Genomic DNA, 22,251 nt, shown 5'->3' on the forward strand with positions numbered 1-22,251 from the left:
TCCTGCCGCTGTACGAGGGAGAGCGGTAGCCTCCCTCGCGCGCCAACGCCGGTCGGCACAATCCATGACAACTTCTACATGATGTCGAACTTGTTAGCGGACCTTGGCGGCGGCGACTGGGCTTACGCGGACGACGCCTGCCAGGTTGCGGGTGTGCAGGGGCGAGATCTTGACGACATCGCCGGTACGCGGCGCCTGGATCATCTTCCCGTTACCCCAATAAATCGCTACATGGGAGATGTAGTCGGGATTAGTCGGGTCAAGGCGCCAGAAGATCAGATCGCCCGGCTGCGCCTGCGACAGCGGGACCTGCGGCCCGGTCACCCACTGCTGGTGCGTCACCCGGGGCATCCGCACCCCCGCCTGGGCGAAGGCCCACTGGACCAGGCCGGAGCAGTCGAAGGTGTCGGGCCCCTCGGCGCCCCACACGTACGGCCGGCCGAGCTTGGAGGCGGCGGCCTTCAGCGCCACGGTGATCTGCTCGCCCGTCATGAACGACCCGGAAGGCCAGGTACGGGTCGGGGTCTGCGGCTGCGGGAGGACCGGGTTGACCATGGCCACCTGCGTGCCCTTGGGCAGCCGCTTGAGGATGGCCCTGCGCAGCGTCTCGGAGTTGGTGTCGGGGGCGCTCACGATGAGGGCGTTGTCGCGCGGGAGTCCTAAGGTCCGCCCCACGTTCTTGGACACGACGGCGTCCACCGCGCCGAACCCGGTGGTGGCGTACGCGCCGATCCGCAGCGTCCCGGCCGGGCTCGCCACGCGCCGGTGCAGCGCGAGCCCGCCGTCGTTGCCGAGCACGAACGAGACCGCCACGTCACCCGCCGCGACGTTCTGCCAGAGCGCGTCGGACGAAGCCGTCACCTTGGGCGTGTACGAGCGGAACGTGGACGGATTGACCGCCAGCGTCTGCACCCGCTTGTCGTCGAGCATGACGGACGCCGCGTCGGCCAGCTCCAGGGCCCGCACCCCGCGCAGCTTGGCCACCTTCCGTAACAGCTCGTTGGTGAACGGCTTGCTGGTCAGCACGAACAGGTTGGGCTTGTGCAGCTTCTTCAGCGGCTCCACCGGCTGGACGTTGGTGACGGGCGGCGGTTGCTGCTGCCCCTGCTGCTGTTGCTGTTGCGGCCGGCGCTGCGCCAGCGGCGTCTGCTTGAGCGTGGCCTGGGCGCGTACGGGACCGACGTCCTGCCCGGATCGCGCGAGCAGCAGCACGTCGGCGGTCAGCACCGCGACCAGCGCCACCACGATGAACGGCACCAGCTTGTACGTGTTGCTCCGCTTACGAGAGTTGACCAGGAAGCTGAGGTCCTGCCGGATCCCTGACGTACGCGAAAAATCCGCCGGGCCAGCGTGGGCCCGGCGGTCGTCCTGCGGGGGTGTCAGTTGCCGATGTACGGCACTGCCTCAAGGATCTCGACCGTGTTCTGGCGGCCGTTGGGCATGGAGTAGGTCGCCTTCTCCCCGATCTTCTTGCCGTTGATCGCCGCCCCGAGCGGGGACTTCGGCGAGTAGACGTCGATCGGCGCTCCGCTCTCTTCGCGGGAGGCGAGCAGGAAGGTGACCTCGTCGTCGTCGCCGACGAAGCGGATGGTCACGGTCATGCCGGGGCCCACCACGCCCTCGGCCTTGGGGGCCTCTCCCACCTGGGCGTTGTCGAGGATCTGCCGGAGGTGGAAGATCCGGGCTTCCATCTTGCCCTGCTCGTCCTTGGCGGCGTGGTAGCCACCGTTCTCACGCAGGTCGCCCTCTTCGCGGGCGGCTTCGATCTTCTTGGCGATGTCGACGCGCCCGGGGCCAGAGAGATATTCGTACTCCGCCTTCAGGCGGTCGTACGCCTCCTGCGTCAGCCATGTGACGTTCTCATCGCGAGAGTCGGCCACGGGTTCTCCTTGCTTGCCTAGGGGGCCCTGAGATCACTTGAGGTTACGTGTGGTTGAATTGCGAAAGGCTAACAAGTCAACCGCTCCAACGCTTCCCCAAACGTCTCACTATACGAGATTGCAGTACTGGATGTGGACGGAAGTGGCCTCACCACTGGTGTCGAGGCCTTCCTTGATCTGCTTACTACCCCCGCCAGCCGGGATTCTTACTTCCTTGCTGCCCACTTCCGCGTGATAGACGTCCAGCGCCCTGATCCGGCAGACAGCCACCCTATCGTCTGGCTTGTACACCTCAAAGGTGATCTCCGCGCGATTCGCGCTGACGACGTTGAACGTCACCACCTGCGACGGCGCCTCCGAACCACCCGCCGTCATCGACCACATCACGTAACCCCAGCCACCCGCGATGATGGCCACCAGCACGCCGATCACGACGTGGACGACCAGCCGCCCGCCTCGTCTGGGGCGGTCGGGGAAGTCGTCGGGTGTGCCGAGAACTGGTTGGTTCTCGACATCTCTGGTCGCCATGGCGGAATCTCCCTGCACTCCCTGAGCGTTATCCGAGACAATTGTCGCCCGCGGGGGGTGTGCCCTCGCGACCGCCCAGCAGAAACTAACCTCTCTGGGCGAGTGACCGGTCCCTACTGAGGAGACATCGAGCCCGTGAGTGCACCGCTGAGGCTGATGGCCGTCCACGCCCACCCCGATGACGAGTCGAGCAAGGGCGCCGCCACGATGGCGCGTTACGTGCGCGAAGGTGTGGAAGTGCTGGTCTGTACGCTCACGGGCGGTGAGCGGGGCTCCGTGCTCAATCCGAAGATGGATCGGCCCGAGATCGTGGCGAACATCGCCGCGGTGCGCAAGGCCGAGATGGATCGGGCCCGCGAGATCCTTGGAGTGCAGCAGCGTTTCATGGGCTTCGTCGACTCCGGGCTGCCGGAGAACGAGGACGAGGCGCTGCCCGAGGGCAGTTTCGCCACGCAGAAGCTGGAGGACGCCTCGGCGCCGCTGGTGGCGGCCGTGCGGGAGTTCAGGCCGCACGTGATCATCACGTACGACGACGACGGCGGCTACCCCCACCCCGACCACATCATGACCAACAAGGTCTCGGTGGAGGCCTTCGAGGCCGCCGGCGACCCCGACCGCTACCCGGGCACGGGCGACCCGTGGCAGCCGCTGAAGCTCTACTACCAGATGGGCTTCACCAAGGAGCGGTTCGAGGCGCTGCACGAGGCGATGACCGAGCGTGGCCTCGGCTCCCCGTACGCCGACTGGATCTCCCGCTGGGAGGACCGCCCGGCCAAGTGGCCGGTCACCACGCGGGTGCCGTGCGGCGACTACTTCGAGATCCGCGACCAGGCCCTGATCGCCCACGCCACCCAGATCGACCCCGACAGCTGGTGGTTCGTCTGCCCGCGCGAGCTGCAGCAGGAGATCTGGCCGACCGAGGACTACCACCTGGCGCGCTCGCTGGTGGACACGGAGCTTCCGGAGGACGACCTGTTCGCGGGCATCCACGCCGAGGACGTCTCCCCCGCCTGCCACTGACGGGACCACGCTCCCCCAGTGGCAGACTGGAACTGTGAACGTTCTAGCAGCAGGTGATGTGAGTCCGGGCCTGCTCGGCTTCCTCGTCGTGGCCTTCCTCGGCTTTGCCCTGTACTTCCTGGTCAAGTCGATGAACAAGCAGATGTCGAAGATCCAGGTCCCCCACGAGGGCGACGTGGACGACAAGAAGGCCGAGTAGATGCCGATCGAAGTTGTCGACAACTCGACGGAGAGCCGGTTCGAGGTGCTCGTGGACGGCAAGGTCGCCGGGTTCGCCGACTATCGCCTGCTGCCCACCAAGATCGTCTTCACGCACACCGAGGTCCTGCCCGCGTACGAGGGGCAGGGGCTGGCGAGCAGGCTGGTCGCGTTCGCGCTCCAGGCGAGCGCCGACACCGGCCTGCGCGTCGTGCCGCTCTGCCCCTACGTGGCGAAGTACATCAAGCGTCACCCCGAGTTCCAGCACCTGGTCGACAGCTCATTCGGCAGCGCGTGACCAGGCCCGTTCCAGCGCCTTGGGCAGGCCCCACCAGCCCAGCGGGGTGAGCACCTCGTCCTTGTCCACGATGCCGAGATAGCCCCACAGGCTCACCACCGAGCCGAACAGGCTCTCGGTCGCGTTGAGATCGTCGGTGTCCTGCTCGTCGACGTCGATGTCCTCCGACTCGGCGATGAGCCGCGCCATCCGCTCGGGCGAGGCCAGCACCCCCGGGCCCAGCCTCGCCAGCGCCGCCACCCCGGCCAGCCAGTCGGCGTGCTGGATCGCGCAGAGGTTGGCCAGCGTCGCGTCCTCCAGGGTGAGCTCCCCGTCCATATCGACGAACTCCTCCAGCAGGTCCCCGCTCTCCGACAGGTCCGAGATCGGCCCCGCGATGCCCGCCGCCACCGCCAGCCACAGCTCACCGTCGTCGTCCGGCATCGGGCCGTCCTCGAACCCGGCGCACGCCCGCAGCACGTTGGCGGGGTATCCGGGCAGGGCGAGCAGCGCGCGCAGGCGCGCCGCCGCCGCGTCCAGCTCGCCGGCGGGCAGCTCGGGCTGCGCGGGCAGGCCGGCGACGATCCGCCGCAGCTCCGACAGCGCGAACGCCTCCTCCTCGTCCCAGATCGCGAACGACTCCTCGTCCAGCTCGTCGCTCACCGCGTATCCGGGCACCCTGCCGTCGGCCAGCGGCGTGCCGAGCCAGCGCTCCTGCAGCTCCTCGTACGCGCCGCGGGCCGCCCGATCGCCTTCCGCCAGCGCGTCGGGGTCGATCTCACCGGCCTCGACCCGTTCCTCCAGGTACGTGACCAGCCGGCCGAACATCTCCACCGCCACGGGCCCGCGCTCGTCCTCCTCCGGCCAGACGAAGTAGCTGGGCGTCATGAGGATCGGCTCGGTGCCGGTGGACTCGACCCAGCGCTGCACGTCGCCGACCGTGGCGACACCCGACTCGATCGAGCTGAGCGTGGCCTTGGCGGACTCCCAGAACGGGCGGGAGAGCGGGTTGCCCGCCGCCATCATCGCGCGCCGCAGGTCGGGCAGCGCCACCAGCGCCACCCCAGAGGGAACGGCCAGCAGGGCGCGTGCCACGTCCCTGCGGGTGACGGCGCCGACCGGGCGGCCGGCGTGTGCGCAGACGAAGTCCATATCCACGCCCCGTAACCTAGCCCGTCCCGGCCTTCCCAGTCAGCCGCCCCCTGCTCTCGTTCGGGGAGCGCCCCCGTCCGAGCACCGAGGCAGTGGCGGGAGAGCGGCAGGGCGGGGGCGGACTAGGCTGATCAGTGGAGGTCCTGATGAACCGCTTGAAAGACGCCACGAGCCCCTACCTGCTGCAGCACGCGGACAACCCCGTGGACTGGCACCCCTGGGGTGAGGAGGCGTTCGCGGAGGCCAGGCGGCGGGACGTGCCGCTCCTGATCAGCGTCGGCTACTCAGCGTGTCACTGGTGTCACGTGATGGCGCACGAGAGCTTCGAGGACCCCGGCACCGCGCGCCTCATGAACGAGCACTTCGTCAACATCAAGGTCGACCGCGAGGAGCGGCCGGACGTGGACGCCGTCTACATGGGCGCCACCCAGGCGATGACGCGCCAGGGCGGCTGGCCGATGACGGTGTTCGCCACTCCCGAGGGCCACCCGTTCTACTGCGGCACCTACTTCCCGCGCCCCCACTTCCAGCGCCTGCTCACCGAGGTGCACAACGTGTGGGTCGGCGACCGGCAGTCCGTGCTGCAGCAGGGCGCCAAGGTGGTGGAGGCGCTCACCACGAACACCACGCTGCCCAGCGGGGCCGTGCCCAAGGAGGAGACGCTGGCGCTCGCCATGCGCAACCTGGGCCAGGAGTTCGACGGCGTCAACGGCGGCTTCGGCAGGGCTCCCAAGTTCCCGCCGTCCATGGTGCTGGAGTTCCTGCTGCGCTCAGGCGAGCGCGAGATGAGCGGCAAGACGCTCGGGTCGATGGCCCGCGGCGGCCTGTACGACCAGCTCGGCGGCGGGTTCGCCCGCTACAGCGTCGACGCGGAATGGGTCGTGCCGCACTTCGAGAAGATGCTCTACGACAACGCGCTCCTGCTGCGCGTCTACACGCACTGGTGGAAGGCGGGCGGCGGCGAGCTCGCGCGGCGGGTGGCGCTGGAGACGGCCGACTGGCTGCTGCGGGAGATGCGCACCGAGGAGGGCGGGTTCGCCTCCGCGCTCGACGCCGACAGCGAGGGCGTGGAGGGCAAGTTCTACGTCTGGACGCCCGAGGAGCTGCGCGAGGTGCTCGGCGAGGACGACGGGCGCTGGGCGCAGGAGCTGTTCGAGGTGACCGGCACGTTCGAGCACGGCACGTCCGTCCTGCAGCTCCCGCGCGACCCCGACGACCCGGCGCGCTACGCGAGCGTCCGCGAGCGGCTGCTGGCCGCCAGGGACCGGCGCGTACGCCCGGGGCGCGACGACAAGGTCGTGGCCTCGTGGAACGGCCTGGCCATCGCGGCCCTGGCGGAGACCGGCGTGGTGTTCGAGCGCCCCGACCTCGTGGCGGCGGCCACGGCCGCGGCCGGCCTGCTCGCGAGCACGCACATGGCGGACGGCAGGCTGCTGCGGACGTCCAAGGACGGCAGAGCGGGCACCAACGCCGGGGTGCTCGAGGACTACGCCAACCTGGCCGAGGGCCTGATCTCCCTGTACGGCGTGACCGGCGAGGCCCGGTGGCTCCGGCTGGCGGGCTCGCTGCTGGACACGGTGCTCGACAGGTTCGCCGACGACACGGGCGGCTTCTACGACACGGCCGACGACTCCGAACGGCTCTTCCAGCGGCCGCAGGACCCCACGGACAACGCCACCCCGTCGGGCCAGTTCGCGGCCGCGGGCGCGCTGCTCTCCTACGGCGCGCTGACCGGCTCCACGCGGCACAGGGAGGCCGCCCAGGCCGCGCTCGGCGCGGTGTCCGTGCTGGCCACGGGGCACGCCAGGTTCGCGGGCTGGGGCCTCGCGGTGGCGCGGGCGGCGCTGGACGGGCCCGTGGAGGTGGCCGTGATCGGCCCGGCCGACGACCCGCGCACGGCGGAGCTGCACAGAGAGGCGCTGCTGGCCGACGTGCCGGGGCTGGTGGTCGCCCGCGGCCCCGGCGACTTCCCGGAGCTGCTGGAGGGGCGCGGGCTGGTCGGCGGGGCGCCTGCCGCGTACGTGTGCAAGGGGTTCACCTGCCGCCTGCCCGTGACGACGGTCGATGACCTGCGGGCGGAGCTGGGCGCGGCGCGCTAACCCGACTGCGGGCGGCCCGTGTTGGTGTCGTTGATCGTGTCGCCCCCGGTCGTGGGCTGGTCGGGCGTCTGCTGCTGCGTGGACGGCGGGCCGGTCTGCTCGTCGGGCTGCTGCTGGTCCTGCTGCGGCCCGTTGTCGCTCGGCTGATCCGTCACCGGCGGGCCGTCCGTGGACGGGGGCGCGGTGATGTCGGGCTCGGGCGTGTTGTCGAACCAGTCGTTCGGGTTGCGCGGCGGCGTGTAGTCCTGCTGGGGACCGTCCTGGTTCTGGTCGGGCGACGAGTAGTCGGGGCCCCAGCCGTAGTCGGACGGCTCGGGGAACTCCTCGACCGGCTTGCCCGCCATGGCCTCGGTCATGAACGCCCGCCAGATCTGCGCCGGGAGCTGGCCGCCGAACTGCGTGCCGTACCCGGGGATCGTGACGGTGGCGTTGTCCTCCCTGAACATGTCGACGGCGACGGCGAGCTGCGGCGTGAACCCGTTGAACCAGACGCTCTTCGACTTGTCCGTGGTGCCCGTCTTGCCGGCCACCGGGCGGTCGTAGAGCCGGGCGGCGGTGCCGGTGCCGTACTTGACGACCTGCTGCATCGCGTACGTGGCGTCCCCGGCGGCCTGCTCGCCGACCACCCGCGTCGAGACCGGCTCGACGGTCTTCTTCTTGCCCTCGGCGTCTGTGACCGACATCACCACGTGGGCCTCCATGTGCACGCCCTTGTTGGCGAACGTGGAGAAGCCCGAGGCGTTCTGGACGGCGCTGACCGAGGAGACGCCGAGCGGGAAGGACGCGTAGCTCTGCTGCTTCTCGAGCTGCGTCTTGGGGATGCCCGCCTTCTCGGCGACGGCGGCGACCTTGTCCAGGCCGACCTTCTGGCCGAGGTCCACGAACGCGGTGTTGACCGAGTTCTGGGTGGCCTGCACCAGGTCGATCTCGCCGTAGGAGCGGTCGCTGTCGTTGGGGATCGGCTTCGGGTCGGACGCCACGCGCATCGGCGAGTTGCCGTCGACCCTGGTGGACAGGTCGAAGCCGTTTTCGAGCGCCGCCGCCAGCGTGTACGGCTTGAACGTCGACCCGGCCTGGACCTTGGCCGAGAACGCGCTGTCGTACTGGGACTGCGCGGGGCTGCCGCCGTAGAACGCGACGATCTCACCGGTGGCCGGATCGACGGCCGCCAGCCCCGTGTGGACCTTCTTGGGCGTGGCGTCGGGCAGCACGTCCTTGACGGCCCGCTGGGCGGCCTGCATGAGCTTCTTGTCGAACGTCGTGACGATCTTCAGCCCGCCGCCGTTGATGTCCTCGTCGGAGTAGCCGCGCCGGTTGAGCTCGGCCGTCACCTGCTCCAGCATGTACTGGGCCTGCCCCTTGAGCTCGAACGGCTTCTTCGGCGCCGTGAGCTTGGGGAAGCGCTGGTCGGCGACCTGGGCGGGCGTCAGCATGCCGGTCTGGCCCATCGCGTCGATCACGGACTTCCAGCGTTCCTGGGCCGCCGCCAGGTCGGGGCCCTTGGGGTCGGCGAAGCGGCTGGGCTGCTGGATCACCGCCGCGAGGTAGGCACCCTCGGCCACGCTGAGCTGGCCGACGTCCTTGCCGAAGTAGGCGCGGGCGGCCGACTGGACGCCGTTGGCGCCACGGCCGAAGTAGATCGTGTTGAGGTACTGCTCGAGCACCCAGTCCTTCGACTTGGACTGGTCGACCTTGATCGCGATGAGGATCTCTTTGAACTTCCGGGTGACGGAACGTTCCTGGCTGAGGCCGCTGTAGTAGTTGCGCACGAGCTGCTGGGTGATCGTCGAACCGCCCTGGAGCTGCTGCCCGGTGACGGTGGACCAGACGGCCCGCGCGGTGCCCTTGACCGAGACGCCGCCGTCCTCGTAGAAGGAGCGGTTCTCGGCCGCGATGACCGCCTGTTGCACGTGCTTGGGCACCTTGGCCAGCTCGACGCTCTTGCGGTCGACGCCCTGGCGGGCGAGCACGGTCTTGCCGTCGCGGTAATAGATCACCGAACCCTGCGCGGTGGCCTGCTTCTGCGTGGAATCGGGAATGGGCGTCAGCGCCCATGCGACCGCGAAAAGCCCGACGAGTACGAGGATTCCCGCGCCAAATGAAATCAGTAGAAGTCGGAGTACTCGTCGTTTTCGCATCCCGTTACCACCGCCGCTCCGCACCCTCGACCCCCCTTGTCACCCCTCATGTGCTGGGCGAATGTCAAGGCTAAACGATCGATAACGGTGCCTCGTCCCCTAGCGATAGTACGGCTACCGGTCACCGCGACGCGGAACATCGGCGACCAACGGCAGCACTCGATAGGGAACCGGGGTGTCCAGGGCGATGATCGAATTAGTCCGGAGCACACCCTGTACATCAACGATTCGGTCGATAACCCGCTGCAAATCGGCATTTGTTCGCGCCACCACGCGGCAGAGAAGATCGCTGTCGCCGGTGATCGTGTACACCTCCAGCACCTCCGGAATGGCGGCCAGCCGGTCGGCCACCGGGTCGTGTCCGGCGACCTGTCTTATCTCCATGCTGACAAACGCGGTGACGTCATAGCCGAGCGCCTCCGGCGACACGTCCGGCCCGAACCCGGTGATCACGCCCCTGGCGATCAACCGGTCCATCCGGGCCTGAACGGTGCCGCGGGCCACGCCGAGCCTGCGCGAGAACTCGAGCACTCCCAGGCGGGGCTCCTCCGTCATGAGGGCGATCAACCTGGCGTCCAGCTCATCGATCGTCATACTGTACAGATTTACCGGATATCTCGGAGCGCTGCTAGGCAGATTGTCCACCGATTGAAGTAACTCTTGCGCACTGAGCTCAGGGATATCGAGAGTTGCCAGTATGAATGATGTCTTTCCGGTCAACGGCATGGACGCCGTCGTGTTCGCCGTGGGCAATGCCAAGCAGGCCGCCCACTACTACTCGACCGCGTTCGGCATGAGGTTGGTGGCCTACCGCGGGCCCGAGAACGGCAGCCGGGACGAGGTCGCGTACGTGCTGGTCTCGGGCGGCGCCACGTTCGAGTTCCGGGCCGCGGTCCGCCCTGGAACGGACCTGGCCAGGCACGTGGCCGAGCACGGCGACGGGGTGATCGACCTGGCGATCCAGGTGCCCGACGTGGAGGCGGCGTACGCGTACGCGGTCGCCCACGGGGCCGAGGGGCTGGCGGAGCCGTACACGATGGAGGACGAGCACGGCAAGGTGCAGGTCGCGGCCATCGCCACCTACGGTGAGACGCGCCACACGCTGGTCGACAGGTCCAACTACGGCGGCCCCCACCTGCCCGGTTACGTGGCCGCCGAGCCGCTGGTGGCGCCGCCGGCGACGAAGGGCGGGCGGCTCTTCCAGGCGATCGACCACTGCGTCGGCAACGTCGAGCTGGGCAAGATGGACGAGTGGGTGGAGTTCTACCGGAAGGTGATGGGCTTCACGAACATGGCGGAGTTCGTCGGTGACGACATCGCCACCGAGTACTCGGCGCTCATGTCCAAGGTCGTCGCCGACGGCACGCGCAAGGTCAAGTTCCCGCTGAACGAGCCGGCCGTGAGCCGCAGGAAGTCGCAGATCGACGAGTTCCTGGAGTTCTACGGCGGCCCCGGGGTGCAGCACATCGCCCTGGCCACCAACGACATCCTGACCACGGTCGACCACATGCGGGCGGCCGGCGTGCAGTTCCTGGACACGCCCGACTCGTACTACGACGACCCCGAGCTGCGCGAGCGCATCGGCAAGGTGCGGGCGCCGATCGAGGAGCTGAAGCGGCGGAAGATCCTCGTGGACCGCGACGAGGACGGCTACCTGCTGCAGATCTTCACCAAGCCGGTGCAGGACAGGCCCACGGTCTTCTTCGAGCTCATCGAGCGGCACGGCTCGCTGGGATTCGGTAAGGGCAACTTCAAGGCGCTGTTCGAGGCGATCGAGCGGGAGCAGGAACGAAGGGGCAATCTATAGTTTGTCCCGACTTAGTGGTGGTCATCAGGACATCATGGGAACACCACCGGGACTGGCGGGACGCTGGCGACGGTTGTTCGCCGGCGTCCTCGACTGGCTCATCGTCAACGTCATCTCCGCCCCCTTCACCTGGTCGAGCTGGGAGTACGTCTGGGACCGGAGCAGAGGGGCCTGGGACCGCTACCCGGTGGAGCACACCTTCCTGGCCGGACTCGTGGCCTTCCTGTACTTCTGGCTCCTGCACGCCTTCTGGAACGGCCAGACCCTGGGCAAAAGGCTGTTCGGCATGCGGGTCGTGCAGGAGAACGGCGCGCGGATCACCGTGGCGCAGGCCGCGGTGAGACAGATCGTCGAGACCGCGCTCGCCTGGGTCTGCTGCGTAGGCTCGCTGGTGGACCTCGGCTGGATCCTCTTCGACCCTCGCAAACAGGCGGTCCATGACAAGGCCGCCAGGACGGTCGTGGTGAACGCCTGACTCAGCGTAAGATTTTGGTCACGATCCGAAGGGGCGTGTTGCCAATGCGTTTCGACAGACGCGGGGTGGCACTGCTGGCCACGCTGAGTGTGCTGGCCTGTGCGCCCACCGACGGCCGGGCGGCGAGCGCGGACGACCCGCCCGCCGTCACCGACTACCGACCGGGCGCCGCCGGCATCGGCGACCCCGACTTCCCCGAGGACGGCAACGGCGGCTACGACGTGTCCCACTACGACCTGGCCGTCGACTACACCCCGAAGACCAAGCAGCTCGAAGGGCGGACCACCATCCAGGCCGCCGCCACCCAGAACCTGTCGAGCTTCAACCTCGACCTCGCCGGCTACGACGTGCGCCAGGTCACCGTCGACAACGCGGCGGCGAGGTTCAGGCGGAAGGGCGACGAGCTCACCGTGACCCCCTCCCGCCCGCTCGGCAACCGGTCCCGCTTCACCGTCAAGGTCGTCTACGCGGGGCGTCCCAAGGCCGCCGAGGACAGCGACAACCTCGGCACGTACGGGTTCATCCCGACCCCGGACGGCGCGTTCGTCGCCTCCGAGCCCAACGGCTCCAAGACCTGGTTCCCCAACAACGACCACCCTGCCGACAAGGCCACGTTCGACTTCGCGATCACCGTGCCCGCCGGGCTGACCGCCGTGTCCAACGGGGAGCTCCAGGGCCGGCCGACGACCGCCGGCGGCAAGACCACCTACCGGTGGCGCGAGCTCCACCCGATGGCGACCTACCTGGCGACCGCCACGCTCGGCAAGTTCGACCTGCGCCAGGGCCGCACCCCCGGCGGCATCCCGGAGTTCGCCGCCGTCGATCCCAAGTTCAAGAGCTCGCTCGAAAAGCTCTACCAGCTCTCCGGCGAGGTCACCGACTACTGGTCGACGATCTTCGGCCCCTACCCGTTCTCCTCGACCGGCGGCGTCATCGACGACTACATGGCCGGCTACGCGCTGGAAAACCAGACCAAGCCGCTCTACGGAGGCTTCGAGCCCGACGCGACCATCATCGCGCACGAGCTGGCCCACCAGTGGTTCGGCGACAGCCTCACCCTCAAGCGCTGGAAGGACCTCTGGCTCAACGAGGGCTTCGCCACGTACGCGGAGTGGCTGTGGCAGGAGCACAAGGACACGAAGACCGCGAAGGCCATCTTCAAGGACCTCCACGCCCGCCCGGCCGACGACCCGATGTGGGCCTACCCGCCGGGGCGGGCCAAGCCCTCCGACCTGTTCAACGCGTCGGTCTACACGCGCGGTGCCATGACGCTGCAGGCCCTGCGCGACGCGATCGGCGACGACACCTTCTTCAGGCTGCTCAAGACGTGGACCGCCGACCACCGCTACGGTCACGTCACGACGGAGGAGTTCATCGCCCTCTCCGAGCAGTTGTCGGGCAAAAACCTCCGCCCGCTCTTCGACGCCTGGCTCTTCCAGCCCCGCCGCCCCAGCTGACCTGCGGGGAAACGCTTCTCGTCGCTCGGTCCAAGTACGGATGTAAGGCGAACGACGAAGGGAGCGAGGCCAGTGCGCCTCAACGAAGACCCTGCGGCCTTTGAGGCCTTCTATCGCCGCCACGTCGATGCCGTCATGCGTTTCGTGGTCCGGCGGGTGAGCGACCCTCACCTCGCCGCCGACCTGACGGCGGACATCTTCCTGGCGGTGCTTGACTCGGCGCACACCTACGCGCCCGGCCGGGGCACCGAGATCGCCTGGCTGTACGGCGTCGCGCGCAACGTCGTGTCGGCCCGGCATCGGCAGGCCGCCCGGGAGGCGCGGGCGACCGGCCGCGTCGCCGGCCGCCGGCTGATGGACGACGACGACCTCGTGCGGATGGAGGAGCGGATCGACGCCGAGCGCCGGATGCGCGGCTCCCTGGAGGCCATGCGCGGCCTGCCGGAGGGCGAGCGCGCGGTGCTGGAGCTCGTCGCGATCGACCAGCTCACCGTCGCCGAGGTCGCCGAGATCCTGGGGATCCGGCAGGTGACCGTACGAGTCAGGCTGCACCGGGCGAGACGGGCCCTTGAAGGCGTCGCTGAGATGGATCCGCAGCGAAGCGAGGACATCCATCTCAGCCCGCCGGGCGGAGCTCGGCCAGGAAGCACGCCGTCGGCACCTGTGTACGTGGAGGGACAGGCATGAGCAATTTCGAGGAGCGCCTCCTCGGCGCACTCAAGGAAGAGATCACGACCAGAATGGCGGAGGACGACGTGACGACGACTGTGACACCGGCCGGGCGCGGCGGCTCCCGGCGGCGCTTCGTGGGGCTGTCCGCCGCGCTGGCGGGGGTCGCGGCGGCCGCCACCGCGACGGTGGTGGTGCTGTCCGGGCTCGGCGGCAGCCCGGCGTACGCGGTGACCACGGGGGCCAACGGGGTGATCACCGTGCGGATCAACAAGTTCAACGACCCGGAGGGGCTGCAGGCCGACCTGGCCGACGCCGGGGTCAAGGCGATCGTCGATTACCTGCCCGAGGGGCAGACCTGCAAGACGCCGCGTGGCGCGAACGGGAACGGTCCGGGCGAGTTCGCGGTGAGCTTCGGCCGGTCGGACAACGTGACCTCGTTCATGATCGAGAAGGGGGAGGTTCCGGAGGGCTCGACGCTGGTGATGGCCGTCTCGAAGAGCAAGGCCGGCGACGACCAGCCGCCGTTCGGGATGTCGCTCACCATCGTGAAGGGGCCGGTCGCGCCCTGCGAGCCGACCGCGATGCCCGATCCCGACGCCCAGGACGGCGGGGGCGGCTTCCACACCAACACCGGGGACGACAGCCAGGGTCCCAGCACCGACTCGGCGACCGAGTAACCCACCCGCGCCAGGGCCGGCCCGGGCCCTGGCCAGGCCTGGCACCTCCCCGAGGCCGCCCCGGGCGGCTTGAGGCCCGGCGGTCCTCCCGAGCAGACGGGGCCGCCGGGCCTTCAGGCGGCTGTCACGAGCCCGGGCTGGAGAAAACCAGGACGGACGCCGTGAACCCGTGCACATGGTTGTGGCCCGCCACCGGCCCGACCTCGCCGGCGGCGAAGAAGCCGGCCATGCCGATGGGCCCCAGCGTGTCACGCAGGGCGACCGGGTCGTGGTCGGCCGTGCCGAACATGGCCGAGCCCCGTCCGTTGCACGAGAACAGCAGCGCCCCGTCCACCTTGCCGAGCTGCTCCCGATGGGCGTCCAGCAGGTCGTACAGGTCCTCGTCGGCGGTGGCCGCGTCGCGTACCTGGAAGCGCACGGTCCTGCCGATCTCCACGATGTCGCCGATGGCCACGGCCTCGCGTTCCGGATCGATGCCGATGACTCCCCTGATGAGGAAGTCGCCGCGTTCGTGGCGCTCGGCGTACTCGTCCATGGCCACGCCGATCTGCAGGCCGGAGGCGACCAGCTCGCGGTCGTCCTCGTCCAGCTCGCTGACGATGTCCTCCAGCCGGGCCAGCGCGGGCTGCCCGGCCAGCTCCAGCAGCAGGTTGTCCTCCGACGCGGTGACGACCATGCTGGGGCCGATCGGGCGGCAGCCCTGGCTGACGACGGTGCTGATCCTGACCGGGCCGCTGATCAGCACGCCGATCGCGCCCTCGGTGTAGACCTCGCCGTCGGCGAACAGCCGTACGGAGCCCCGTCCCTGCAACCCGTTGGCCAGCCCGCCGATCAACGGCAGGTCGCCGAGCACATCGACGGAGCGCTCGACGAAGGCGTCGGTCGGAAACGTGTACGGATCGGCCAGCAGGATCGCGACATGATCATCGGCGCCCCGCTCGGGCAGCCCGACCACCACGAACCTGTCCTCGGCCGCCAGCGTCTCCAGCTGGAAGGTCGTCAGCCGGGCGCCGTCCAAGGTCGCCGCCCACGCGCTCACCGCGGGCAGCAGTTCGACCCCTTGCCCGTCGCCGATCACCCCCGTGGCGCTGCATCCGACCACGTGCGCGTCGGGCGCGAGCCTCATAGCGGCCTCACCGGCCCGCGCGACGTCCTCGGGATCATCGCCGCAGATGAAGAAACAGACCAGGTCGGCCCGGCCACTGAGCCTCGACAGGGCCTGGCCCACGGCGGTCTCCGCGGCCCCCACCAGGTCGGAACCCACGGCGAGGCCGTCGGCGAAGCGGCTAGTCATAACGGCCACGAGTCTCGCCTCCCTCGACATGTCAAAGTTCCCTAGGCCCGATTCTCCCCACTAAAAGGACAAGCACGCGCACGAAACGTCACGCAATGGTCGAGATCCGAAATCTGCGCCAGATGCGAAACTCTCTGCCGCATTGCGCGCGGGGGACGTAGTCTCGTTCCCGTGCATCAGCCACGTATTCTCCGCGAGTTGCGAGAGAGCGGCCACGTTCATCGCACCGTCAAAGCCGAAGTCCGGGAGAACCTGCTTGCCAAGCTGCGGGCAGGCGAGCCACGATTCCCCGGCATCGTGGGCTTCGACGACTCCGTCCTGCCACACCTGGAGCGGGCCCTGCTCGCCGGGCACGACCTGGTCCTCCTCGGTGAGCGCGGCCAGGGCAAGACCCGGCTCATCCGCACCATCACCGGTCTGCTGGACGAATGGACCCCAGTCGTCGAAGGTTGCGAGATCAACGACCATCCGTACGCGCCGGCCTGCACGCGCTGTCAGGCTCTCGCGCGGGAGCTGGGGGACGAGCTGCCGGTCGCGTGGAAGCACCGCGACGAGCGCTACGGCGAGAAACTCGCCACGCCCGACACCTCCGTGGGCGACCTGATCGGCGACGTCGACCCGATCAAGATCGCTGAGGGGCGCACCCTGGGCGACCCCGAGACCGTCCACTACGGCCTCGTCCCCCGCACCAACCGCGGCGTCTTCTCCGTCAACGAGCTGCCCGACCTGGCCGAACGCATCCAGGTGTCGCTGCTCAACGTGCTGGAGGAGCGCGACATCCAGGTACGCGGCTACAACCTGCGGCTCCCGCTCGACATCCTGCTCATCGCCAGCGCCAACCCCGAGGACTACACCAACAGGGGCCGGATCATCACCCCGCTGAAGGACCGCTTCGGCGCCGAGATCCGCACCCACTACCCGCTGACCGTCGAGGACGAGCTGACGCTCATCCGCCAGGAGTCCGTGCCGGACATCGGGGCCGACGTCCCCGAACACCTGATCGAGGTCATCGCCAGGTTCACCCGGCTCGTACGCGAGTCCACGGCGGTGGACGCCCGTTCCGGCGTGTCGGCGCGCTTCTCGATCGCCGCCGCCGAGACCGCCGCGGCCTCGGCCGTGCGCAGGGCGGCGCTGCAGGGCGAGGAGCAGGCCGTCACGCGCGTGGTCGACCTGGCCTCGGTGGTCCACAGCCTGCGGGGCAAGGTGGAGTTCGAGGTGAGCGAGGAGGGCAGGGAGACCGAGATCCTCGCCCACCTGCTGCGCCGGGCCACGGCGGAGACGTTCAGGACCCGGCTGGGCGGCATGGACCTGTCGGCGATCATCGACAAGTTCTCCGAGGGCGCCCAGGTGGAGTCGGGCGAGCTGGTCCCCGCCGGCGAGCTGCTCCACCGGATGGGCCCGGTCACGGGCCTGGCGAAGGTCATGTCCAGGCTCGGCATGGGCGCGGGCGAGGAGTCGCCGGGGCACGCGGCAGCAGCCCTGGAGTTCGCGCTGGAGGGTCTTTACCTCATGCGGCGCCTGTCCAAGGAAGACCTTGACGGAGTGAGCGTCTACCGCACATGAACATATCGGCGGTCTTCCGCGTCATAGTGGATAGCTGATCACGCCGACCGGGAGGCCGCCCATGCGCCTGCTTGCCTGTGCCACCGCTCTAGCCATGGGTTTCGTCGCCGTGCCCGCCTCCGCCGAGGCCACGGCGGCCAAGGTCGTGTACGGGTACGCCTGGGCCGACGGGAAGGGGCACCTGCGGATCGTCCCCAAGTCAGCCGCTTTCGTGCGGAAGGGCGAGTTCCGGAGCTACCGGCTCAAGCCGGTGGCCGGGGCGCAGGAGGTGCGGCTCGACTACACCGGCGCCTCCTTCGGCCGGGTCACGGTGGCGTGCGACCTGAAGGAGACCGAAGGCCAGGTGGCCCTCGACGCCAAGGGGCTGGGCCGGACGGCCTGCGAACCCGGGGATCTGACCGACGGGCTGGCCCGCGGCCCCGTCCCGCTCCGCGTCGAATACCGGGGCACGGCCGCCGTCAAGATCAACGAGTTTCTGGTCACCGAGTGGCCGGGCGCGCGCACCGCCCGCGGCACGCTCAAGCGCGTCAACGACACGACGGTCCTGTTCACGACCGGCGGAAAGGCGGTCAAGCTCGGGTACACGCACGCCACGAGCTTCTACCGGGCCACCGCGCGCTGCCGGGACGGGTGGCTGGCGGGCAAGCCGGTCAACGCCGACAAGCAGGGGCTCGGCAAGAAGTCGTGCACCTCGGCGGACCTGACCAAGGCGCTCAAGACGGCGGAGCACCCCGTACTGGTGAAGATCGACTACACCTCCGAGGCCGGCGGCGTCAACGAGGTGTGGGAGGTCTTCGGGGACGCGTAAACGGCCGGATCGGGTTAGCGTGGGTGCGTGATGGCCTTTCGCTATGGTGAGTACCACGACGGCCCCGATCCCCTCGCCCCGCCCTACGACGTGCGGGCGGCCCTCGACGAGATGGGCGACGCGATCCTGTCCGGTTCGACGCCGGTCCACGCCCTGCGCGACCTGCTCAAGCGCGGCCTGCCCGGGACGCAGGACCGCCGCGGGCTGGACGACATGCTCAGGGAGGTGCGCCGGCGCCGGCGCGACCTGCGTGAGCGCGGACGGCTCGACGGCACGCTGGAGAAGGCGCGGGCGCTGCTCGACAAGGCCATCGGGCAGGAGCGGGCCGAGCTGTTCCCCGACCCGTCCGACGACGCGCGGCTGCGGGAGACCGGGCTCGACGCGCTGCCCGAGGACACGGCCAGCGCGATCCAGGAGCTGAGCACGTACGAGTGGCGCTCTTCGGCGGCGCGCCAGACGTTCGAGGAACTGCGCGACCTGCTGCGGCGCGAGGTCCTGGACAGCCAGTTCAGGGGCCTGCGGGACGCCCTCGCCAACCCCGACCCCGAGGCGATGGAACGCGTCCGCCAGATGATGGCGGACCTGAACGAGATGCTGGACAAGGACTCCCGCGGCCAGCACACCCAGGCCGATTTTGACGACTTCATGGGGAAATATGGCGATTTGTTCCCCGAAAAGCCGCGCAACCTCGAGGAGCTCGTCGACATCCTGGCCCGCCGCGCCGCCGCCACGCAGCGCATGCTGGCCTCGATGACCCCGCGCCAGCGCGAGGAGCTCGCCGGCCTGATCAACCAGACCCTCGACCAGGCCGGGCTCTCCGACGAGATGCGCCGTCTCGGCGAGGCCCTCTACGCCCGCCGCCCCGACCTGGCGTGGAACGCCCCCGAACGCCTCACCGGCGAAGAGCCCCTCGGCATGGGCGACGCGGTCACGGCCCTGGAGGAGCTGGCCGACCTCACCCAGCTGGAGACCGCCCTGCGGCAGGACTACCCGGGCGCCAGGCTGGACGACATCGACGAGTCCGCCATACGCCGCGCGCTCGGCCGCTCGGCCGTGGACGACCTGGAGGCGCTCAAGCGCATCGAACGCGAGCTGGAGGAGCAGGGCTACCTCCTGCGCCGCCGGGGCAAGCTGGAGCTCACCCCCAAGGCGGTCCGCCGCCTGGGCGAGACGGCGCTGCGCCGCGTGTTCTCCTCCCTCGACGCGGGCCGCCGCGGCGACCACGACCAGCACGACGCGGGCTCGGCCGGGGAGCTGACGGGCTCGACCCGGCCGTGGCGCTTCGGCGACGAGCAGCCCATCGACGTGGTCCGGACGCTGGTGAACGGCGTGCGCAGCGGCGGCGTCGCCACCCCGGGCACCGCCGTCCGCGACGCGGGGGCCGCTGTGCGCGACGCGGGGCCCGCCGGTTCGGGCAGGCGCGTCAGGGTCCGCCTCTCGGTGGACGACTTCGAGGTGGCCGAGACCGAGCGCCGCACCGCCGCGGCCGTCTGCCTCCTCGTGGACCTGTCGTACTCGATGGCCCTGCGGGGCACCTGGGCCGCCGCCAAGCAGACGGCGCTGGCGCTCCAGGCGCTGGTGGCGTCCAAGTTCCCGCAGGACGCGGTCCAGATCATCGGCTTCTCCAACTACGCCAGGGTGCTGCAGCCCGACGAGCTGGCCGGCCTCGACTGGGACATGGTCCAGGGCACCAACCTGCACCACGCCCTCCTGATCGCCGGCCGCCACCTCGACCGCCACCCCGACTTCGAGCCGGTGGTGCTGGTGGTCACGGACGGCGAGCCCACGGCCCACCTCATGCGCAACGGCAGGTCGGCGTTCGAGTGGCCGCCGTCGCACGAGACGCTGGAGCTCACGCTGGCCGAGGTCGACAAGATGACCCGGCGGCGGGCGACGATCAACGTCTTCATGCTGGCCGCCGACGACCGGCTGAAGGAGTTCGTGGACGAGGTGGCCCGCAGGAACGGTGGCCGCGTCTTCTCGCCGAGCGCCGAGCGTCTGGGCGAGTACGTGGTCAGCGACTTCCTCCGCCTGCGCCGCGCCCGCTGAGTTTGTCGGTGCCGTATGCCAGACTCCCTCGCCATGAGCGAGCGAAGCGATGACGTGCGGTTGAGAGACGTCGTGGAGGCCGATCTGGAGGTCTTTCTGGCGCAGGAGCACGACCCGGAGGCGGCCCGGAGGTCCAGGTTCCCGCCCCGCCCCCGGGAGCGCTTCCTCCACCACTGGGCCACCCGGATCCTGGCCGACCCCACCGTCTTGGTGCAGGCGGTCCTCGTCGACCGCGAGCTGGCCGGAAACATCGTGGCCTGGTGGGAGGATGAGCGGCGCTTCATCGGCTACTGGTTCGGCCGCGAGTTCTGGGGCCGCGGCATCGGCACCCGGGCCCTGACGCTCTTCCTCCAGCAGGAGAAGACCCGTCCCCTCTACGCCGACCCGTACGAAGGCAACACCGGCTCCGTCCGGCTCCTGGAGAAGGTCGGCTTCCAGCGGTCCGGCACGGTGCGGCACGGCGAGGACCAGCACATCATGCTGACCCTCCACGCCCCGGCCCCACCCTCTCCCACGGCCTGAGCCTGTTGTAGGGCTACCAGGGTGCGGCCGCGTTCGACGATCTTGCCGACGTCGTAGCGGGGTGCGGACCGGCGGTTGGGGATGCCGGGTGGGCGTCCGGGGCCGGGCGTGCGCGTTTCGGACCCGCTGTCGTTTCCGTCCAAGACAGCTACCGCGGCCGTGATCTAGCGTGGACCCGGCAGCTCGCCCGAGCATGAGGAGACGGCACAGTGCGTAACTTGGTCTACACCGGTTTCATGTCGCTCGACGGCATCGTGGACTCGCCTGGCGGCGGGCCGGGGGAAGAACACCGCAGCGGCGGGTGGGTGGTCAAGGACCTCGAGTTCGTCCCCGAAGCCTGGTCGCTGAAGGGTGAGGAGCTCACCGACACGACGGCGCTGATGTTCGGCCGTCGCAGTTACGAGGCGTTCGCGGCGGTCTGGCCCGGCTCGGAGGACCACGCCGACTACAAGGAACTGCCCAAGTACGTGGTGTCGACCACGCTGTCCGACGACGCCATCGTCGACGGATGGGGGCCGACCACGATCCTGCGCTCGACCGAGGACGTCGCGGAGCTCAAGGAGGGTGATGGCGGTGCGATCTTCATCCACGGGAGCGCGGAGCTGGCCCGGCGGCTGTCGGACGCGGGGCTGATCGACCAGTACAACCTGCTTGTCTTTCCCGTGCTGCTCGGTGCCGGGAAGAGCCTGTTCGGCCGGGCCGACCGGGACAAGCACATGCTGACCCTGCGGGAGTCGGAGAGCTACTCGAACGGGATCCTGAAGCTGGTCTACGACGTCAGGCGCTGATCCAGGTCGAGGGCGATCGCGCCGCCGGCGCCCTCGCGCAGCTGCCTAACGGTGCGTCCGACGTAGGAGCGCAAGGCGCGGGCCAGGTGCGGCTCGTCGCAGTAGCCGAGCCTGGCGACGACGTCGGTGGCCGGGTCGCCGGCAGCCAGCAGCTGCGCCGCCGTGCGGGCGCGCTCGATCTGCCGGACGGTGCCCTGCGTCAGTCCGGTCGCGGCGCGGAACCGGCGTTCGATCGTGCGCCCCGAGACGGATGGGCGGTGACCCCGCAGTACCTCGACGCAGAGCAGGTCACGGACCACGATCCCGGCCCGGACGAGACGTTCGACCAGAGCCTCGGCGTCGTCGGGGCCGGGCGTCTCCCAGCGCGTGCCGTCCAGCCGGAACGTCCGGCGCGTGGTGTCGGGCAGCCCGATGCCACCGTCGACCAGCGCCGGCGCGGGCACGGCACGCAACGAGGTGCCCACAGCGAACTCGATGCCCGTAAAGGTCGCGCCCTCCGGCACCGGCGCCGTGCCGGTCCGGGTCTCGGGACCGGTGATGCCCGTGCACGCCCGGCCGGCGTATTCCCAGAACACCAGGCCCCAACGCACCCCTGCGACGGACGTCATTGCAGTGACCTGCTCACTCGTGCATGTCCACACGATGTCGACCCACGCCGAGTCCGACTCGCGCGTCTTGAACCGCAGTCCCACGGGCGAAGGATACGTCGCTTCGCGTTCTCGGTGGCTTGCCCGGCTATGCGGCTTTGCGCTACGGCAAGCTGCGCTGAACCGAGCTTCGACCTCGACCGCGCGATCCAACCAAGCGAACGCGATCTCAGGCCGATCCGGCCGTAGAGGTCCGCCTT

At 69.6% G+C, this 22,251-nt stretch carries 22 protein-coding genes; 14 read left to right on the forward strand and 8 right to left on the reverse strand.

Features of this window, described 5'->3' with window-relative positions; genetic code table 11:
* Nucleotides 1-93: 93 nt before the first annotated feature.
* From ACWDX9_RS34680 to ACWDX9_RS34690, 3 genes are all read right to left on the reverse strand, one after another.
* Complete coding sequence (locus tag ACWDX9_RS34680; protein ID WP_449961481.1) at nucleotides 94-1,257, reverse strand: C40 family peptidase; 1,164 nt, start codon at nucleotides 1,255-1,257, stop codon at nucleotides 94-96.
* A 122-nt stretch (nucleotides 1,258-1,379) separates the two neighbouring features.
* Nucleotides 1,380-1,880, reverse strand: a complete 501-nt coding sequence (gene greA / locus ACWDX9_RS34685) for a transcription elongation factor GreA (protein ID WP_148437100.1) — start codon at nucleotides 1,878-1,880, stop codon at nucleotides 1,380-1,382.
* Between the two features lie 108 nt (nucleotides 1,881-1,988).
* Complete coding sequence (locus ACWDX9_RS34690) at nucleotides 1,989-2,408, reverse strand: DUF4307 domain-containing protein (RefSeq protein ID WP_357733086.1); 420 nt, start codon at nucleotides 2,406-2,408, stop codon at nucleotides 1,989-1,991.
* Nucleotides 2,409-2,543: 135 nt separating this feature from the next.
* On the opposite strand from ACWDX9_RS34690, the gene mca reads away from it, so the two are divergent.
* Genes mca through ACWDX9_RS34705 form a run of 3 tightly spaced genes read left to right on the forward strand, consistent with a single transcriptional unit; the run spans nucleotide 2,544 to nucleotide 3,924 of the window.
* Nucleotides 2,544-3,428 (forward strand): mycothiol conjugate amidase Mca, encoded by an 885-nt coding sequence (mca, locus tag ACWDX9_RS34695; RefSeq protein WP_350725707.1) that lies wholly within the window; start codon nucleotides 2,544-2,546, stop codon nucleotides 3,426-3,428.
* 34 nt (nucleotides 3,429-3,462) lie between these two features.
* Nucleotides 3,463-3,627 carry a hypothetical protein gene (locus ACWDX9_RS34700; protein ID WP_192788033.1) on the forward strand — a complete coding sequence of 55 codons (165 nt, stop codon included), beginning with the start codon at nucleotides 3,463-3,465 and terminating at the stop codon, nucleotides 3,625-3,627.
* Nucleotides 3,628-3,924, forward strand: a complete 297-nt coding sequence (locus ACWDX9_RS34705; RefSeq protein ID WP_350725709.1) for a GNAT family N-acetyltransferase — start codon at nucleotides 3,628-3,630, stop codon at nucleotides 3,922-3,924. It begins immediately after the preceding gene.
* On the opposite strand, the gene ACWDX9_RS34710 is transcribed toward ACWDX9_RS34705, so the two are convergent.
* Nucleotides 3,907-5,055, reverse strand: a complete 1,149-nt coding sequence (locus ACWDX9_RS34710) for a hypothetical protein (RefSeq protein ID WP_449961526.1) — start codon at nucleotides 5,053-5,055, stop codon at nucleotides 3,907-3,909. The two genes, ACWDX9_RS34705 and ACWDX9_RS34710, sit on opposite strands and share 18 nt — an antisense overlap.
* A 146-nt stretch (nucleotides 5,056-5,201) precedes the next feature.
* Between ACWDX9_RS34710 and ACWDX9_RS34715 the strand changes: the two genes are divergently transcribed.
* Complete coding sequence (locus tag ACWDX9_RS34715) at nucleotides 5,202-7,154, forward strand: thioredoxin domain-containing protein (RefSeq protein ID WP_449961485.1); 1,953 nt, start codon at nucleotides 5,202-5,204, stop codon at nucleotides 7,152-7,154.
* Here ACWDX9_RS34715 and ACWDX9_RS34720 read toward each other — a convergent pair.
* Nucleotides 7,151-9,151, reverse strand: coding sequence for a transglycosylase domain-containing protein (locus ACWDX9_RS34720; protein WP_449961487.1), 2,001 nt, complete (start codon nucleotides 9,149-9,151; stop codon nucleotides 7,151-7,153). The genes ACWDX9_RS34715 and ACWDX9_RS34720 overlap by 4 nt on opposite strands.
* Nucleotides 9,152-9,406: 255 nt before the next feature.
* The gene (locus ACWDX9_RS34725) at nucleotides 9,407-9,886 is read right to left on the reverse strand and encodes an Lrp/AsnC family transcriptional regulator (protein ID WP_397373949.1); all 480 of its coding nucleotides are present in this window, start codon (nucleotides 9,884-9,886) and stop codon (nucleotides 9,407-9,409) included.
* Nucleotides 9,887-9,989: 103 nt separating this feature from the next.
* Here ACWDX9_RS34725 and hppD point away from each other — a divergent pair, with 103 nt between their 5' ends.
* The 5 genes from hppD to ACWDX9_RS34750 all read left to right on the forward strand — a co-directional run bounded on the left by hppD (nucleotide 9,990) and on the right by ACWDX9_RS34750 (nucleotide 14,380).
* On the forward strand, nucleotides 9,990-11,099 hold the full coding sequence (hppD, locus tag ACWDX9_RS34730; RefSeq protein WP_355197359.1) for a 4-hydroxyphenylpyruvate dioxygenase: 1,110 nt from the start codon (nucleotides 9,990-9,992) through the stop codon (nucleotides 11,097-11,099).
* A 34-nt stretch (nucleotides 11,100-11,133) separates the two neighbouring features.
* Nucleotides 11,134-11,574, forward strand: coding sequence for an RDD family protein (locus ACWDX9_RS34735; protein WP_449961490.1), 441 nt, complete (start codon nucleotides 11,134-11,136; stop codon nucleotides 11,572-11,574).
* Between the two features lie 44 nt (nucleotides 11,575-11,618).
* Entirely contained in the window at nucleotides 11,619-13,031 is a 1,413-nt protein-coding gene (locus ACWDX9_RS34740; RefSeq protein ID WP_449961493.1) for a M1 family metallopeptidase, read from the forward strand.
* Nucleotides 13,032-13,103: 72 nt separating this feature from the next.
* Nucleotides 13,104-13,718 (forward strand): RNA polymerase sigma factor, encoded by a 615-nt coding sequence (locus tag ACWDX9_RS34745; RefSeq protein ID WP_449961495.1) that lies wholly within the window; start codon nucleotides 13,104-13,106, stop codon nucleotides 13,716-13,718.
* Nucleotides 13,715-14,380, forward strand: coding sequence for a hypothetical protein (locus tag ACWDX9_RS34750; protein ID WP_449961498.1), 666 nt, complete (start codon nucleotides 13,715-13,717; stop codon nucleotides 14,378-14,380). Before ACWDX9_RS34745 ends, ACWDX9_RS34750 begins: the two co-directional genes overlap by 4 nt.
* Nucleotides 14,381-14,504: 124 nt before the next feature.
* Here ACWDX9_RS34750 and ACWDX9_RS34755 read toward each other — a convergent pair whose 3' ends face one another.
* Nucleotides 14,505-15,674, reverse strand: coding sequence for an FIST signal transduction protein (locus ACWDX9_RS34755; protein ID WP_449961529.1), 1,170 nt, complete (start codon nucleotides 15,672-15,674; stop codon nucleotides 14,505-14,507).
* 171 nt (nucleotides 15,675-15,845) lie between these two features.
* On the opposite strand from ACWDX9_RS34755, the gene ACWDX9_RS34760 reads away from it, so the two are divergent.
* The 5 genes from ACWDX9_RS34760 to ACWDX9_RS34780 all read left to right on the forward strand — a co-directional run bounded on the left by ACWDX9_RS34760 (nucleotide 15,846) and on the right by ACWDX9_RS34780 (nucleotide 21,404).
* On the forward strand, nucleotides 15,846-17,237 hold the full coding sequence (locus tag ACWDX9_RS34760) for a sigma 54-interacting transcriptional regulator (protein WP_357733056.1): 1,392 nt from the start codon (nucleotides 15,846-15,848) through the stop codon (nucleotides 17,235-17,237).
* Nucleotides 17,238-17,331: 94 nt separating this feature from the next.
* The gene (locus ACWDX9_RS34765; protein WP_449961501.1) at nucleotides 17,332-18,045 is read left to right on the forward strand and encodes a hypothetical protein; all 714 of its coding nucleotides are present in this window, start codon (nucleotides 17,332-17,334) and stop codon (nucleotides 18,043-18,045) included.
* A gap of 30 nt (nucleotides 18,046-18,075) precedes the next feature.
* Complete coding sequence (locus ACWDX9_RS34770; protein ID WP_449961532.1) at nucleotides 18,076-20,094, forward strand: vWA domain-containing protein; 2,019 nt, start codon at nucleotides 18,076-18,078, stop codon at nucleotides 20,092-20,094.
* 33 nt (nucleotides 20,095-20,127) lie between these two features.
* Complete coding sequence (locus tag ACWDX9_RS34775) at nucleotides 20,128-20,616, forward strand: GNAT family N-acetyltransferase (protein ID WP_449961504.1); 489 nt, start codon at nucleotides 20,128-20,130, stop codon at nucleotides 20,614-20,616.
* A 209-nt stretch (nucleotides 20,617-20,825) separates the two neighbouring features.
* Nucleotides 20,826-21,404 carry a dihydrofolate reductase family protein gene (locus ACWDX9_RS34780; protein ID WP_449961507.1) on the forward strand — a complete coding sequence of 193 codons (579 nt, stop codon included), beginning with the start codon at nucleotides 20,826-20,828 and terminating at the stop codon, nucleotides 21,402-21,404.
* Here the strand turns inward: ACWDX9_RS34780 and ACWDX9_RS34785 are convergent.
* A complete protein-coding gene (locus ACWDX9_RS34785; protein WP_449961509.1) occupies nucleotides 21,386-22,096 on the reverse strand; it encodes a helix-turn-helix domain-containing protein in 711 nt (236 codons plus the stop codon). The two genes, ACWDX9_RS34780 and ACWDX9_RS34785, sit on opposite strands and share 19 nt — an antisense overlap.
* Nucleotides 22,097-22,251: the final 155 nt, after the last annotated feature.

The organism is Nonomuraea sp. NPDC003201 (assembly GCF_053590415.1).

What these genes read in the sequence shown, in the direction of transcription:
- ACWDX9_RS34690 (WP_357733086.1), bottom strand. Translation starts at nt 2,408, where the DNA reads ATGGCGACCAGAGATGTCGAGAACCAACCAGTTCTCGGCACACCCGAC.
- ACWDX9_RS34705 (WP_350725709.1), top strand. Translation starts at nt 3,628, where the DNA reads ATGCCGATCGAAGTTGTCGACAACTCGACGGAGAGCCGGTTCGAGGTG.
- ACWDX9_RS34710 (WP_449961526.1), bottom strand. Translation starts at nt 5,055, where the DNA reads ATGGACTTCGTCTGCGCACACGCCGGCCGCCCGGTCGGCGCCGTCACC.
- ACWDX9_RS34715 (WP_449961485.1), top strand. Translation starts at nt 5,202, where the DNA reads ATGAACCGCTTGAAAGACGCCACGAGCCCCTACCTGCTGCAGCACGCG.
- ACWDX9_RS34725 (WP_397373949.1), bottom strand. Translation starts at nt 9,886, where the DNA reads ATGACGATCGATGAGCTGGACGCCAGGTTGATCGCCCTCATGACGGAG.
- hppD (WP_355197359.1), top strand. Translation starts at nt 9,990, where the DNA reads ATGAATGATGTCTTTCCGGTCAACGGCATGGACGCCGTCGTGTTCGCC.
- ACWDX9_RS34735 (WP_449961490.1), top strand. Translation starts at nt 11,134, where the DNA reads ATGGGAACACCACCGGGACTGGCGGGACGCTGGCGACGGTTGTTCGCC.
- ACWDX9_RS34740 (WP_449961493.1), top strand. Translation starts at nt 11,619, where the DNA reads ATGCGTTTCGACAGACGCGGGGTGGCACTGCTGGCCACGCTGAGTGTG.
- ACWDX9_RS34750 (WP_449961498.1), top strand. Translation starts at nt 13,715, where the DNA reads ATGAGCAATTTCGAGGAGCGCCTCCTCGGCGCACTCAAGGAAGAGATC.
- ACWDX9_RS34755 (WP_449961529.1), bottom strand. Translation starts at nt 15,674, where the DNA reads ATGACTAGCCGCTTCGCCGACGGCCTCGCCGTGGGTTCCGACCTGGTG.
- ACWDX9_RS34765 (WP_449961501.1), top strand. Translation starts at nt 17,332, where the DNA reads ATGGGTTTCGTCGCCGTGCCCGCCTCCGCCGAGGCCACGGCGGCCAAG.
- ACWDX9_RS34770 (WP_449961532.1), top strand. Translation starts at nt 18,076, where the DNA reads ATGGCCTTTCGCTATGGTGAGTACCACGACGGCCCCGATCCCCTCGCC.
- ACWDX9_RS34775 (WP_449961504.1), top strand. Translation starts at nt 20,128, where the DNA reads ATGAGCGAGCGAAGCGATGACGTGCGGTTGAGAGACGTCGTGGAGGCC.